Origin of the sequence: Actinophytocola algeriensis (assembly GCF_014203735.1) — a bacterium.
Lineage (GTDB): Bacteria > Actinomycetota > Actinomycetes > Mycobacteriales > Pseudonocardiaceae > Actinophytocola > Actinophytocola algeriensis.
On record NZ_JACHJQ010000002.1, the window covers coordinates 768,783 to 784,065 of the forward strand.

Sequence of the window (15,283 nt, forward strand, 5' to 3'; positions counted from 1 at the left end):
CCCATGGCTGGTGGATTCAATGTCCAGACGGACCGGCTCCGGAGCGGAGCCGGTGGCTTCGGCGAGTCCGGGGACGCGCTGAGCCAGGCGGGGACCACCCTCGGCAGCGCGCTCGACGGCCAGGGCGAGTGCTGGGGCAACGACGAGTCCGGTCAGTCCTTCGCCAAGGACTACGTGCCGAACTCGCAGAAGGTGCGTGACGCGTTCGGCTCACTCGCCGAGGCGCTGCAGGCGATCAAGACGGCGCTCGAGGAATCGGCGAACTCGTACGAGAACGTCGATGACCAGGGCGCCACAGAATACCGGGCAGTGGAAGGCTGAACAGTTGTCGATCACCATCCCACCAGAGATCACCTGGCTCTTCCCCATTGTCGTAGGGGAGAGCTGGCCGGAAGGCGACGAGGACAAGCTTCGTGCGCTCGGCGACGCCTGGCGTGCGGGGGGCGTCGACGTCGGCGAGGTCATCACGCAGGCGAAGACCGCCGCGGACCAGGCCATGGCCGGGATGGAAGGCGAAGCCGCCGACAAGTTCGAGCTGTACTGGAACCAGTTCGTCGAAGGCTCAGAGGCCTACCTGACGCAGCTCCAGGAAGCCTGCGAGGGCCTCGGCGACTCGTGTGACAACTGCGCGCTCGAGGTGGAGTACGCCAAGTACTCGATCATCGCCGCGTTGATCATGCTCGCGATCGAGATCGCCGCGCTGATCGCCGCCGCCTTCGGCACCTTCGGCGCGTCCACGGCCGGCATCCCGATCGCGCAGGCCGCCACGCGCATCACCGTCCAGATGATCTTCCGCCGTCTGATCATGGCCATCCTCAAGGAGGTCCTGATCGAGGTCGGCATCGACGTCGCCATCCAGGGCCTGCAGATGGCCAAGGGCGACCGCACCAGCTGGGACTGGAACAAGACCGGCGGTGCCGCGCTCTCCGGCGCCATCTCGGGCGCCATCGGCGGCGGCATGGACTTCATCCCGACCCGCGCGACCGGCCTCGGCGGCAACATCGCGGAAGGCGCCGTCCGCGGCGGCGTCGAGGGTGTCGCGTCCACGGTGGCCACGGCCGCGATCACCGGCCAGGACATCACCGGCGGCGACCTGCTCCGCGCGGGTGTCTCCGGCGGCGTCGGCGGCGGCATCGGTGGCGCGAAGACCCACTTCGACACGCCGACGGTGAACACGCCGGACAGCTCGAACATCCCCGGCTCTCCCGGTTCGCCGGGCACTCCGCCTCCTGGGTCGCCAGGATCACCGTCCTCGCCGCCGCCGTCGTCCCCCGGGTCGTCCGGCCCGCCGGACGGTCCTGGTTCGTCGACGCCGCCGCCGGGTGCGCCGGGGAACCGGAACCCGGACAGCACGACGTCGGCCAGCGGTCTCACGCCGCCGCCGGACGGGCCGGGTAGCTCGAACGCGCCCGGGTCCGGTGCGCCGCCTCGGCTGCCGATGACCGGGCCTGGTGACGGGCCTGGGCAGAACTCGCCGAGCGGGTTCAACGGTGGTCAGCAGGGTGGCGGGCCGTCGCAGTCGCCGGGGGGTGCGCCCCGGCCGGGTGGTCCCGCACCGAGTTCGGCGAGCGGCTACTCGAGCCCCGGCGGTTCGACTCCGGGTGGCTCGACCCCTGGCAGTTCCTCGCCGGGCAACTCTTCTCCGGGTAACTCGTCGCCAGGCAACTCGTCGCCAGGCAACTCGTCCCCGGGCAACTCCTCGCCGGGCAACTCGTCCCCGGGCAACTCGTCCCCGGGCAACTCGTCGCCAGGCAACTCGTCCCCAGGCAACTCTTCTCCTGGCAGTTCGAGCCCTGGCAACTCCGCTCCGGGTAGCTCCACCCCTGGTAGCTCCAGTCCGGGTGGACTGGGCAGCTCGACGCCGGGCGGTCCCGGCTCTGGCGGCCCGACTCCTGGTGGCCCGACTCCTGGTGGCCCGACTCCTGGCGGTCCCACGCCTGGTGGTCCCACGCCTGGTGGCCCGACGCCCAACAACCTGAACGCAGGCGGGCCGCCGCCCGGTGGTCCTACCCCAGGTGGTCCGATGCCTGGTGGTCCCACTCCCGGCGGCCCGACTCCTGGTGGTCCGAGCGCGGGTGGCCCCATGCCGGGCGGCCCGACTCCTGGTGGCCCCACGCCCGGTGGTCCGACCCCTGGTGGTCTCCCCTCCGGCGGGCCGGGTGGTCCGACGCCGAACTCTGGCAACTTCGGCCCGACCGGCGGCTACAACACCGGCAGCTACAACACCGGCAACGGCTTCAACTCCCCCGGCGACGGCCCAGGCGGCAACAACCAGGGTGGCGGAGGCCCGATGGGTGGCGCACCCATGGGCGGCCCCGGCAGCGGTGGCCCCGGCGGCCGTCAGAACGAGGGAAGCTCCTTCACCACCACGGGTGCCAGCACCGCGAGCCCGTCCGCGTTCGCCGACACCGGTTCGTTCAGCGACACCCGCGGCAGTGGACCCTCCGACCGGATGCCCGACCAGCGCGGCGGCGTCCCCCAGCAGCCGAACCAGGGCTTCGCGGGCCCACCGCCGGCGGCAGGTTTCGGCGGCCCGCAGCAGGGTGGACCCGCACCGCAGTCGGGTGGACCGGCACCGCAGTCGGGTGGCCCGCGGCCGGAGTTCGGCCCCGGTGCACGCCCGTTCGGCCCCGGCGCCAACCCCAACGCCGGACAGGGCTTCGGCCCCCGTCCGGACGCAGGCGGTCCTCGCCCGGAGGCGCTGAACCGTCCGCCCCAGGCCGGTCAGCCCCACCCGGGCACCCAGCCCGGCGGCCCGGCCCCACGCCCGGACGCAGGCCCCCGCCCCGACGGGAACCGGCCGGACGCCACAGCCCGACCGGACACCGGAACCCGCCCCGACGGGTCCCGTCCCGACGCCGGAGCCCGGCCGGACGGTGCTCGGCCCAACGGCAGCACCCCTGCCCGACCCGACGCCGGTCCCCGTCCCGACGCGGGGACCCGCCCGGACGGCAGCCGTTCCGATGGCGGTCGTCCCGACGCGAGCACCCGTCCCGACGGCACCCGCCCTGACGGCACCCGGCCCGACGCGAACACGCGCCCGGACACCAGCCGCCCAGACGGAACACGCCCCGATGGCGGCCGACCCCACGCCAGCACCCGTCCGGACACCACCCGCCCAGACGGAACGCGGCCCGACGGCAGCAACGCCCCCGCTCGACCGGACGCCACGGCCCTCCCCGACACGGACACCCGTCCGGACGGCAGCCGTCCCGACAGCACCGGGCCCGACCGGTCTCCGGAACCGGACGTCTCCCGCTCCCCGGACCAGCCCATCAACGGCGAGGACTCCGACGGGCCCACCCCGGACACCGACGGTCCGGACCCCGACACCAGCACCACCGACAGCACGGACACCGACACCCCGCCGATCAAGGGTGAGACCGACGACGGCCCGCCGGTCGACGAAGAGGGTGTGCCGCTCAACTACCTCGGCAACCGCCAGGGTGAGCACAGGTTCGCCGACATGGGCGAGTACATCCCGATGGGCGGCGACCGCTCCAACGGGATGGGCAGCTACGACCAGCGCGTGGCCCCGCTGATCTCCGACCACAACCCGTGGGGCGAGCACGGCTCGCGCGACGAGTTCAACGCGCACCACCGGCCCGACGGCACCTTCAAGACCAACAAGTGGCCCGACAACGACGGTGCGGTGCCGGGCTCGGAACGGCAGGTCACGCTGCCCCCGGGCACGGTGCTCGACCGCTTCGGCGCCGAGAGCGGCCGGTTCCTCTCGCCGCTGGGCACGGACGGGCAGCCGTACCACTACCGCGACCGGGCGATCTTCCCGGACAACGCCGAGGTCGGCTACCACGTGTACGTCGTCGACGACCCGAACGGGCTGCCCGGCGAGCTGGCCGACGTGGCACCGGCACTCGGGCAGCCCGGCGGCGGGCGGCAGTTCACGCTGCCGGAGGACGTCAAGCTCCAGCAGCTGATCAACGACGGCACCCTCCGCGAGGTCCACGTGCCGCCCACCGACGGGCGGGTGCTGCCGGACTCGTTCGGCCGGGACAACGGGGACGGCACGCAGAACACCGACACCGTCTCCGTGGACGACGCCCACAACGGTGTCGACCCCACGCCGGACACCGACACGAGCACGCCGGCCACCGACACGCCACCGCTGTCGGACAACCTGCGGCCGGTCGCGGACAACAGCAGTTTCCGCACCCCGGCGGGTGGCGCGCTGTTCGACCCGTCGGACGTCCGCACCCGCAACGCGGCGAACGCCGTGGCGCCGATCGACGGGCACTTCATCCTCGACGTGCACAGCGACGGGCAGCACGCGATCGTCAACGGTCAGCAGCTGAACGGCGCGGACCTCGCCGACCTGGCCCGCCACCTGGGCTGGAACGGCACCGACCCGATCATCCTCAACGGGTGTGAGGCGGGCAGGAGCCCCGACGGGCTGGCCGCCGACCTCGCGCGGGCGTCCAACGCGCAGGTCATCGCCCCGACCGAGCGGTCGTGGTCCGGTGAGCAGAACACCACGCCGTACTCGTCCAGCGTGGACAGCGTGGACGACCGGGGCCGGGCCCGGCCGACCATCCCGCCGGACGGCGGCTGGCGGTCGTTCGACCCCGACGGGAACGTGCGCGACGCGGGCCACAACGGCCTGCCCGTCGACAACCGGCCACCGGCCACACCGGGTGACGGCCCGGCCCCCGGCGACGGTCCCGCGCCCAGCGACGCCCCGGACCCGGGCGATCGCCCGGACGGCACCGACCGCACGGACGGCACGGACGGCACGGACGGCACCACGCCTGGCGACGCGACACCGCCGACGGACCCGCGCCAGCCGATCCAGCACGGCGGCGACGTCGACCGCGGCCGGATCCAGTCGCCGTGGAACCCGCCGACGGTCACCGACCCCAGTGCGCCGCACACGATCAACGTCGACAACAACGCGGCCGCGGCGGCCAACCCGAACGACCCGCACCGCCCGCTGCGGCACGGCGAGCGGCTGATCGGGCGGGACGGGCTCACGCCCAACTCGCAGTACAACGTCCCGGGCCGGGGCACGTACTACACCGACGGGACCGGCACGATCACGCACGCCGACCTCGAGGTGTCGAACACGCGCGACGGGCTCAAGGCCGGCGGGGCGGACGAGAACCCGGACGCGTCGTACCCGGAGCCGAACACGACCTACCGGGTCGACGTGGGCGGTTCCCAGCACGTCTACACCACCGACGACGCCGGCCTGCCGCCCCGCTACACGCAGTGGAACCCGCCGCAGACCCCCGGTGGCACCCATCCGTTCCCGTCGGCCGACCCGAACCTCTCGCCGGCCGACGACCGGGTGCGCCCGCCGACCCGCACCGACCCGCTGTCCGACCGGACCGGCTGGCCGCCGAACTCCCAGATCGTCCACACGTCGAACGGCAGGACGACCACGCTCTACACCGGCGACGCCGACCCGAACACGGGCACGGCGGGGGTCGTGGCGATCGACACGTGGTCGAGCCCGGGCAACGGGGCCAACAACAACGTGCTCGTCGCCGACCTCAACCCGGAGCTCAACAACCTGCCGCCGAACACGGTCACCAGGATCAACGGTCAGGACGTCTACGTGACGAACGACCACGGGGTGACCTTCCACGCGACCGACGAACGCACCTACGGCCACTCCGCGCCACGCAGCCAGGAAGCACAGGACCTGATCGCGGCGCTGGGTTCCGGCACGGACGGTGGGCACATCCGGCCGACCGCGGCCGACGGCGCACCCGACGCGCGGAACCAGTTCCCGCAGGACAGCGACGAGAACCGGCCGCAGAAGGGCCAGCCGTCCAGGGAGACCTGGTACGGCCAGGACCGGGAGGCCGGGCGCGAGCAGAACCGCGGCACCGACCACCTGTGGCACGACCTCGAGACGGAAGGCTCGCACGCCGCCAACCCGTCTCAACCCACGGCGGTGCACGAGCGGTGGGTCATGCGGGACAGCAGTGGCAGGATCAGGCTGCACTTCCGGCGTTACGACAACTAGCAGGAGAATCGCGACACGATGTCTGAGCCCTGGGACGAGCAGGCCCGCCAGAAGCGGTACGAGGAGCTGCTGCAGCAGATCGGTGCGGCGCTGATCGGCACCGCACCGCAGGGGTGGCGCCGGATCGACCTGATCGCGAAGATCGTCGAGGGGGTGCAGGACTTCGGCCTCACGGTGATCATGTCCGACATGTCCACCCCCGAGGTCGAGCCACCCGCCACGGCCGGGCAGGCGCTGCTGGAGCTGCGGAAGCTGATGTACGACCAGCAGCGTGGCGCGTGGCTGTCGGCGAGGTACGTGATCAACCCACCGGGTGAGTTCCGTATCTTCTACAACTACGACCACGACCCGCTGTGGGAGCCACCGATCCAGCCCGCGTTCTTCGAGCGTGACCTCACGACCTATCCGCGGCCCGCGGAGGCGGTCCCCGGCTGGCTCCGGCGCACGATCGAACAGGCCAGGACAGGCCAACCGGAAACGAACTGACCTCGCCTCGCCTGGTAGGAGGACCTCCTTTCATGACCCGCCCAACGCCGCTCGGTTTCGAGGAACAGCGCGAACTGCAGCGGAAGATCGCCGATCTGCTCGTCCTGCGCGCGCCTGCCGACCGCGACCAGATCCGCGTGATGTACCGGGCTGCCGGCAACCACGAGGAGATGGTCGGGCACATCCTCGGCATCGACGGCCAGCTCCGGGGATGGGAGCCGCCGCGTGAGCTGGTGGAGTACTACCGGCAGCTGCGGGCGGGCATGTACCGGGAGGACGCCGGCACCTGGTCGGCCGCCAGCACCGTGGTCGAGTACCCGATCAAGATCTCGATCAACTACCTGTCCAAGGAGGACCCGCGCTGGCGGCAGGCGCCGCCGCGCACCGCGGTGCTCGACGAGCTGGAGATGTTCCCGAGGACGCCGGACAACGTCGCGGACTGGATGAAGGCGGTCCTGCCGAACGCGGAGCGGGTGGCCGAGGTCGCGGGCCGTTTCCGGCACGCGCGCATCTTCGACTACCGCGACCCGGGTGGCCGTCCGGTCGTCAACCGGCCGCCGGTGCCCGATGGCGAGGTGGGCCAGGTGCTGGAGTACCTGAACACCGCGCACGTGATCATGGGCGGACGCGGGTTCGACAACGACCTGTTCGACCCGAGCAGCGCACCGGACGTGCCCGCCGCGTTCCACACCGACGGGACGTGGATCTGGCCCGCGTCCGTGCCGCACTACCTGGCGAAGCACGGCGTGCCACCGGAGGCGGACTTCGTCGCGCACATCCGTGCCAACGGGTTCACCGCGCCAGGGCTCGACCAGGACGCCAAGGACGCCGCGTACATCGCGCTGACCGGTGAGGTCCCCGCCGCCCCGCAAGCGGCACCCGCGACTTCGCAGGCACCCGCGGCCCCGCAGGCACCGGCCGCGGCCCAGGCTCCGGCGGCGCCCGCGCCCGGTGAGCTGACCGACCGCGACCGCCGGGTCCTCGCGATCATCGAGCGGCGGGTCAGCGAGGCGGGCGCGATCCCCGAGGCGTACCGGATCCTCGACTCGGCCGAGGGCGCGACGTGCCTCGAGCGGGTCGGTGACGAGTGGCAGGTCGCCGACTACGAGCGCGGCAAGGCCCGCAACCCGCAGCGGTTCACGTCTCTGTGGGACGCGGGTGCGTACCTGCTCGGCACGCTGACGATCATCCCGACGAACCTGCGCGCGGGCGGCAGCGACCGCAACACGGCGCAGGCGCTCAACGACTGGCCGGTCCAGCCGCTGCCGGGCGAACCGCCGCTCACGCTGATCGCGGAGAAGCACATGGCGGTGCTCATGCCGGGCCGTGAGGTGGTCCGCTACGGCGGGCCCGCGGGGAACCTGACGTTCGCCGAGGCCACCGAGTTCGCCGCGATGTCGCTGCGGGCCGAACGCGAGCAGCAGGGCATGCGCCGCTACCGCGTGGTGCGTGAGCTGCGGACGCTGTCGGGCCAGACCGTGCCGTGGCACAACCAGCCCGGCGGTGGCACGGCGTACCTGCTGCCCAAGTCGGTCGAGGAGCACCTGGCGGACGGCAGCCTGACCGACGTCACCGAGTAGAAGCTGGGATCGGTAGACACCGCGCTCCCATAGCGTCGTCCTCGTCAGGGAGACGAACGAAGGGGACGACATGGGACTGTTCGGCAACCGCAAGAGCCGTGCTGAGCGTGGTGCGGAGATCGCCAACAAGGTGGCGAGCGGCAAGGGTTTCTACGGCCGGATGACGAAGGCGTTCGTCGGTGCGGAGGACTTCGCCCGCATCCAGGGCGCGGTCGGCGCGTTCAACAACGGCGCGGACGTCCAGGCGATGATCGCCGCGGGTGTGCCGACCGTGCGGGCGACCGTGGTGTCCATCCAGGACACCGGCCAGCTGGTCAACTTCGACCCGGTCGTCGACCTGCTCGTACAGCTTCCCGACGAGAGCCGGGTCGCGGTGCGGACGCTGGTGTCCAAACTGCACATCCCGAGGAACGGTGACGCGGTGCGGCTGGTGGCCGACCCGCGCGCACCCGGCGCATACCTGTACGCGGGCCCCGCGGAGTCGTGACGCTACAGGCCGAAGGCGGTCAGGGTGGCGTCCAGCATGGCCTGCTGCGCCTTCGGCGGGTAGGTGGCCGGGTCGGCGGACGCCAGGGCCGCGGCGCCCTCGACCATCGCGATCAGTGCGAAGGCGGTCGTCGTCACGCGGGGCTTCGGCCATGCCGGGGCGGCGGCGGCCACCAGCCTGCTGATGCGGTCGCGCCAGGCCTCGTTGTTCGTGCGGTGTAAGGCGGCGAGCTCGGCGTCGCCGACGGTGGCGGCCAGGAAGCCCACCCACACAATGCTTTCCGTGGCGGTTTCCTCGTCGAGGGCCATGCCCTGCGCGAGCACCGCGTGCAGCGCCGCGCGCGGGTTCGCCGCCGTCGCCTCCAGCCGCTCGACGCGCTCGCGCGTGCGTTCGTGGAGGAGCTGCCGCGCGTGCCGCAGCAGGGCCTTGCGGTTCGGGAAGCGGTGCATGACCAGACCCGTCGTGCAGCCGGCCGCCGCGGCGACCGACCTGAGCGTGAGCCGTTCGATCCCTTGTCCGGCAAGGACTTCCCACACGGCGCGGGAGAGCCGTTCGTGCTGGGCAGGCAGGTCGGCGGTGCGTGACACCGGTCGCATCTCCTCACCTGGGCGTCGTAGCAGCTGTTACGGTAACAGATGTTATGAGTACGGACTGGATCATCGAGACCCGGCCGTGGGACGACCCGGCGGGTGCGGAACTGCGGCGACGGCAACGCGCGGAGCTCGACGCCCGCTACGGCAGCGACGACCACGAGCCCGGCCCCCCGCCGTCCGCCGCCGACGTGGACCTCTTCCTCGTCGCGGTCGGCGACGACGGCACGGCGGTCGCCTGTGGAGCGCTGCGCCGCCTGGACGCGGGCGCCGCCGAGATCAAGCGGATGTACGTCGTGCCGGAGTGGCGCGGCTCCGGGGTCGCGACGGGGGTGCTGCGCGCACTGGAGTCGGCCGCGGCGCAGCGGGGCTGGCACACGGTACGCCTGGAGACCGGCACCGAACAGCCTGACGCACAACGGTTCTACCGCCGCGAGGGCTACCGCGAGATCCCGCTGTTCGGCAACTACGCCGGCTCGAGCCTGTCGCTCTGCTTCGAACGCGAACTCGTCTGACCGCCCAGGCCCGCAGGCTGGTCCACGGTAACGAAAACTCCGCCGTGCGCGACCTCGACTTCGAGGTAGTCCGTCTGGAGGGAGCGCTCATGCGCGCGGGCCTTGCCCTGGTCGTCGCCGTGTCCACATCAGCCGCGTTGCTCATCGCGCCACCGGCGCACGCGCAGGCGGAGACCCTGCACGTCAACCAGATCACGGGTTGCAGTGACAGCGGCCCCGGCTCGGCGACCACCCCGTACTGCACGCTCCAGGCGGCCGCCGACGTGGTCGAGCCGGGACAGACCATCAAGGTCGGTCAGGTCCAGCAGGCGGCGGTGTTCACCCGCTCCGGCACCGAGGACGCGCCGATCACCATCACCGGCGGCGAGGTGACCGTCCCCTCGGGCCCACGCGACGCGCTGATCACGCTCGACCACGTGGAGCACGTCGTCCTCCACGACCTCAGGACGTCGCCCGGCTACCACGACCCCGCCGTGCTCGTCGACGGCGGATCCCACGTGACGATCGACCGGCTCCGCGCCAGAGGCCACGGGGGCCACGGGGTGCGGATCACCGACGCGACCGACGTCGTGGTCAGCCGGTCCTGGCTCGACGGCGAGGGCAGGCCCGTCCAGGTGTCGGGCGGCGCCCGCGTCACCGTCACGGGCAACGTCATGGAGCGGTACCGCAACCTCGGCGTGCTCGTCGAGTCGACCACGGACGCCGCGATCACCGGCAACACCATCGACGGCGCGTGCGGCGCGGCTCTCGCCATCACCGGTGCGACGACCGTCTCGGTGCAGAACAACGTCGTCTCCGCGCCCTGCTCACGACGCGCGATCGAGGTGGACGCGGCCGCCGTGCCGGGTACCACCCTGGACTACAACATCGTGGACGGCTGGCCGCCCTACAGGTGGGGGGACGACTACTACCTCAGCCCGGCCGAGCTGTACGCGGCCACCGGCCAGGGCGCGCACGACAGCGACGTCCACCCCGACGACGGTGACGCCGAGGTGGACTCCGGCAACGCGGACGCCCCCGGCGTGATCGACCCGGCGTTCGACGGACCGCGGGTGGACGACCCCCGGGTGGCGAACACCGGCAGCGGCGCGTACCCGTACCTGGACCGCGGCGCACGCGAGGCGCAGGACCGGTTCGTCCGGTGGAGCGTGTCGGTCTCGGCGACGCGCGCGCCGGTCGGCGGTGAGGTGGCCGTGACCAGCGACGTCACGTCGGACTGGGGGTTCCCGGTCACCTGCACGATCGACTTCGGCGACGGCACCACCGCCCAGGCGTGCTCCGCGCCGCACACCTTCTCCGCCCCCGGCACGTACACCGTGGCGTTCCAGGCCACCACGCCATCCAAGCTGGTACTCGACCGGCAGTGGCAGGTCACCGTCGTGCCCGCGGGCGGCGCGATGACCCCGACCGTGACCGCGGACCCGTATGGCGCGGTCTCCGCGCTGCTCTCCGTCGACCTCGGACCCGACCACCCGTGGAGCCCGAAGTCCGTGCGGTTCGACGTCGGAGACGGCAACCCCTCCTGGACGTTTGGAGACACACTCGGGACGACGCGCCGCTTCGACCGGCCCGGCACGTACACGGTCACCGCGACGATCACCGACGTCGCCGGCAACGTGGCCACCACGAAGCCCATCACCTTCACCACGTACGGCTCGGGATTCGTCTCATACGGGCCGGCCCGCTTCCTCGACACGCGCACCGGCGGCACCGCACGCAAGGTCGGCCCGAACGGCACGGTCCGGCTCGCGGTGGGCGGACAACGGGGCATCCCGGCCGACGCGACGGCGGTCATCGTGAACGTCACGGCCACCAACCCGTCGTCGAGCGGTTTCGTCACCACCTACCCGGACGGTGCCACCCGTCCGGTGGTGTCGACGCTGAACTACACGGCGGGCCGGACCGTGTCGAACCCGGCCACGGTCGCGCTCGGCACCGGTGGGCACCTGAACCTGTACAACGGCAGCGGCGGCACCGTCGACCTGGTGGCCGACGTGCTCGGGTACTACGTGCGGAACGGGTCCGCCGACGCGATGAACCAGCTGTGGCCGCAACGGGTGCTGGACACGCGGACCGGGCACGGCCAGGAGGCCGGTGTGCCCGCGGTGATCCCCGCCGGTGGCACGGTGAGCCCGGTGGTCGCGACGGCGAGCCCGTCGGACCTCGCGCCGGGCGAGGCGACCTCGGTCCTGCTGAACGTGACGGTCGTGAACCCGGCCGCGTCCGGGTTCGTCACCGCCTACCCGGCGGGCACCGCGCGCCCGACGGCGTCGAACGTCAACTTCGCCGCGGGCGAGACGATCGGGAAGGCCGTCACCGTCCCGGTCGGACAGGACGGCCGGGTCAGCTTCTACGCCCACGCGAGGACCAACCTGATCGTCACGATCCTGGGCTACTACATCCCCGGCGGCGACGGCTACTTCGTCCCGGTGCGGCCGGAGCGCGCGGTCGACACCCGCACGAGCGGCACACCGATCGCCCCGCGCGCGGACGTGACCCACCCGCTGGACGGGAACGCCCCGCCGCCTCGGTTCGGCGTCACCCCACGGTCGGTGGTGTCGAACGTGACCGTCGTGAACGCCCGGGGCTCCGGCTACCTGATCGCGTACGCGCTCGCCGGGGCGGCGGAGTCCACGCTGAACTTCACCCCGGCGGGCGGTCCGGTGTCGAACATGGCGCTGACCGGCGGCTCGAACGGCACCTTCCACAACGGCAGCGACGGGACCGCCGACCTGCTCGTGGACGTCAGCGGCTACTTCTTCGCCGCGTAACCGGCGAAGCGCGGTCCCGTTGCCGCACACCGGGTCCGTGCGCCACCCCTTCCTGGTCACTCCCGGGGTGAGCGGAGCGAATCGCGGGTAGGTAACGTCGGAGCGTGCGGACCCGGGAACGACGCGTGGCCGAGGCGATCACGGCCTACCTCGCGCAGGACGGTCAGGAGCCGGACCCGCGCGCGCTCGCCCGCGTGGTCGGTGCGGCGGTGGGCGCGGCGGGCTGCGCGCTGGTCGTCGGCGGCCGGCGGTTCGCATGGGGCGAGGGCGGCCCGTGGCTCGAGACCGAGATCTCCTACGGCGGCACGGTTGTCGGCGTGCTGGCCGTGGCGCCGGAGTCGGTCGGCGCGCTGCCCGGGGTCGCGGCCGTGCTGGGCGCACCGGTGGCCGTGCTCCGGCTGGCCGAGGAGACCGACCGCCTGCGCCGCGACGGCGACGCGGCGGCCCGCGCACTGGTCGACGACCGGTGGCGCGCGGCGGCGGAGATGGAGCAGGAGCGCCGCGGCTTGGAACGCGACCTGCACGACGGGGCGCAACACCACCTCGTGGCGCTGCGGATGTCGCTGGCACTGGCCGAACACGCGAACATCACCGGCGGGTTCGCCGATCTGCTGACACAGCTGGACAAGGCCGAGCAGGTCCTGCTCGACACGGCGGCGGGGATACTGCCGGGTGCCCTGGTGGCGGACGGCCTGGCGGCGGCGCTCGCCCTGGCACTGTCCCGCCACGACGACGTCACCCTCGACACGGCGGCGTTGCGGCGGCGCTACCCGGCACCGGTCGAGTCCGCTGTGTACTTCGTGGTCCTGGAGGCGGTGAACAACGCCCACAAGCACGCGGCGGGCGCGCGGGTGACGGTCAGCGTGCGGGACAGTTACCAGGGGCTGGAGTTCAGCGTTTCCGATGACGGGCCCGGGTTCGCGGTGGCCTCGCCGGGGGCGGGGCTGCCCGGGTTGACCGCGCGGGCGGCGTCGGTGGGTGGGGTGGTCGAGGTGCGGTCCGCGCCGGGGGCGGGGACCACGGTCACGGGGGTGGTCCCACTCTGATGGTCCGGTGCCGCGCAGCGGCGCTCAACGCGGCAGCAGGCCTTCCGCCGTGCGGACCAGCACCTCGCACGCCGCACGGTCGCGTCCGCCGACCGCCGGGTGTTCGCCGTGGGCGCGCCAGCGGGTGATCGCGTCGCGGGCCGCTGTTGCCACCTGGTCGTCGGTGGTGGTCGGGAGCAGGCCCAGGCGGGCCCGGGGATCCATGCCGTCCGCACCCAGGAGGCGGGTCGCGGCGGTCGTCAGGCCACGTAGCACGACACCGCAGGTCAGGTCGTCGAGCAGGTCCAGTTCGGCGAACTCGTGGGTGTCCGCGCCGATGCGGTCGACCGCCCACCGCAGGTGGTGGTCGTTCGGCAGGGTGCGGACCAGGTCGGTCATCGTCGTGACCGCGCGGCGGGCGGTGATCACCGGAGCGCGGGCCGACAGCGCTGCCACCACCGCCGTCAGGTGGGACGCGAACTCTTCCTGGCCCGACTCGGTCAGCGCCACCCGGTGCCTGCCGCCGCGCAGTGCGGTGCGGAACTCCGGTGTCGGCACGGTGCGGCACAGCACGGCCGCCACGCCACCTCGCGGGCCGGACTCGGCCAGGAACTCCTCTGCCAGCACCCGGTCCGCCGGTGCGTCCACCGCGAGCACCGAAACGCCAGGAGCAGAAGGAGGCGCCGTCCCCGGCCCCACGACAGCCAGTCGCACCGGCATCGTCAGTCGCTCCGCCACCACGTCCCACGACGCGCGTTCCGGCCTGCCCTCGGTGGCTTCCTGGCCCTGCCGCACCAGGTCGCGCACCTGGCGGTGGATGGCGGACCGTTCGAACGTGGCCGGGTCCGCTGCCTGCGCCGCGACCGGCTCGATGCGTTCCGCCAGGCGCACGGTGATCACCGCGGTGCGGTCGACGACGGTGCAGACCATGTCGCCGCCCAGGACTGCGACCCGCTCCATGTCCTGCCCCAGCGCGGTGTGCAGCTGCGCCGCGGTCAGCGCGCCCACCGCGCTGATGCGGGCCCGCAGCGCGTCGTCGCACCCGAACACGACCGTCATCGGGTGCGGGGATTCCTTGCCTGCCAACAGGTTCAGCGCCGCCGCGACCGCGTGGTAGAAGCCGGACTCCAGCTGCCAGCCCGTCCGCCTGCCGAGGTCGCCCGCGAACGACACCGGGCGGGGCAGCGTCGCCGCCAGCTCCTCGAGTGCCGCGCGGGGGCCGCGGTCGGGCAGCATCGCGGGGAACACGCCGCGGACCACGACGCGGAAGTCGTCGATGAGCTCGTCCAGCGCGTCGCGGACGTCACCGAGGTCGGCGCCTGCCGCGCGCAACCGGGTCCGCACCTCGTCCAGGTCGCGCAGGGTCGTCGCGGTGATCGCGCGGACCAGGCGGTGCCGCTCCAGGTCGCGGACCCGGTCCAGGCGGGTGCGGGCCGTGGTCAGCTCGCCCCGCAACCGGCGCGCCCGCAGGTCCGCCGCGTCGCGGTCGGTCCGCTGCCGGGTCAGGCGCACCGCGACACCGAGCCAGACGGCGGTGTCGCGGAGCATCGTCCGTGCCGCGTCGTCCCACCGGCTCGGCGCGAGGACCGACACCGCACCGCCGCCGGCGACCGGTTCCTCACCCGCCGCGTCGACGACCGCGGTCAGGCCGGCCGGCCAGGACGCGACAACCACATGTCCGGCGTCGGCCGGTACCGCGTAGGCGGTCTGCCCGCCCACACCCTCGGCCAGGTTGCGGACCAGTGCGGCGACGAGCCTCTCCGGTGGCTCCGCGGCGGCCACCTCGTAGGGCGGCACACCGGGGCGGCGCCTGCGCAGCACCTGCCCGGTCACGACTCCC

10 protein-coding genes are annotated in these 15,283 nt (G+C 72.9%); 8 read left to right on the plus strand and 2 right to left on the minus strand.

From position 1 onward, the window contains the following. Positions 1-3 precede the first annotated feature (3 nt). The 5 genes from FHR82_RS09770 to FHR82_RS09790 all read left to right on the plus strand — a co-directional run bounded on the left by FHR82_RS09770 (position 4) and on the right by FHR82_RS09790 (position 8,542). Entirely contained in the window at positions 4-321 is a 318-nt protein-coding gene (locus FHR82_RS09770; protein WP_184809948.1) for a WXG100 family type VII secretion target, read from the plus strand. A gap of 4 nt (positions 322-325) precedes the next feature. After that, on the plus strand, positions 326-5,989 hold the full coding sequence (locus FHR82_RS47300; RefSeq protein ID WP_184809949.1) for a WXG100-like domain-containing protein: 5,664 nt from the start codon (positions 326-328) through the stop codon (positions 5,987-5,989). A gap of 18 nt (positions 5,990-6,007) precedes the next feature. Then, a complete protein-coding gene (locus FHR82_RS09780) occupies positions 6,008-6,475 on the plus strand; it encodes a hypothetical protein (protein ID WP_184809950.1) in 468 nt (155 codons plus the stop codon). A 32-nt stretch (positions 6,476-6,507) separates the two neighbouring features. After that, positions 6,508-8,055: a TNT domain-containing protein gene (locus tag FHR82_RS09785; RefSeq protein WP_184809951.1), complete on the plus strand. Its 1,548-nt coding sequence runs from the start codon at positions 6,508-6,510 to the stop codon at positions 8,053-8,055. A 70-nt stretch (positions 8,056-8,125) separates the two neighbouring features. Continuing rightward, positions 8,126-8,542, plus strand: coding sequence for a hypothetical protein (locus tag FHR82_RS09790; protein ID WP_184809952.1), 417 nt, complete (start codon positions 8,126-8,128; stop codon positions 8,540-8,542). 2 nt (positions 8,543-8,544) lie between these two features. Here FHR82_RS09790 and FHR82_RS09795 read toward each other — a convergent pair whose 3' ends face one another. Beyond that, positions 8,545-9,138, minus strand: a complete 594-nt coding sequence (locus tag FHR82_RS09795; RefSeq protein WP_184809953.1) for a TetR/AcrR family transcriptional regulator — start codon at positions 9,136-9,138, stop codon at positions 8,545-8,547. Positions 9,139-9,182: 44 nt separating this feature from the next. Here FHR82_RS09795 and FHR82_RS09800 point away from each other — a divergent pair, with 44 nt between their 5' ends. The 3 genes from FHR82_RS09800 to FHR82_RS47305 all read left to right on the plus strand — a co-directional run bounded on the left by FHR82_RS09800 (position 9,183) and on the right by FHR82_RS47305 (position 13,464). Beyond that, positions 9,183-9,647 carry a GNAT family N-acetyltransferase gene (locus FHR82_RS09800; RefSeq protein ID WP_184809954.1) on the plus strand — a complete coding sequence of 155 codons (465 nt, stop codon included), beginning with the start codon at positions 9,183-9,185 and terminating at the stop codon, positions 9,645-9,647. An 89-nt stretch (positions 9,648-9,736) separates the two neighbouring features. Then, positions 9,737-12,418, plus strand: coding sequence for a PKD domain-containing protein (locus FHR82_RS09805; protein WP_184809955.1), 2,682 nt, complete (start codon positions 9,737-9,739; stop codon positions 12,416-12,418). 104 nt (positions 12,419-12,522) lie between these two features. Then, positions 12,523-13,464, plus strand: a complete 942-nt coding sequence (locus tag FHR82_RS47305; RefSeq protein ID WP_184809956.1) for a sensor histidine kinase — start codon at positions 12,523-12,525, stop codon at positions 13,462-13,464. A 24-nt stretch (positions 13,465-13,488) separates the two neighbouring features. Here FHR82_RS47305 and FHR82_RS09815 read toward each other — a convergent pair whose 3' ends face one another. Continuing rightward, the gene (locus FHR82_RS09815) at positions 13,489-15,276 is read right to left on the minus strand and encodes a hypothetical protein (RefSeq protein ID WP_184809957.1); all 1,788 of its coding nucleotides are present in this window, start codon (positions 15,274-15,276) and stop codon (positions 13,489-13,491) included. Positions 15,277-15,283 lie beyond the last annotated feature (7 nt).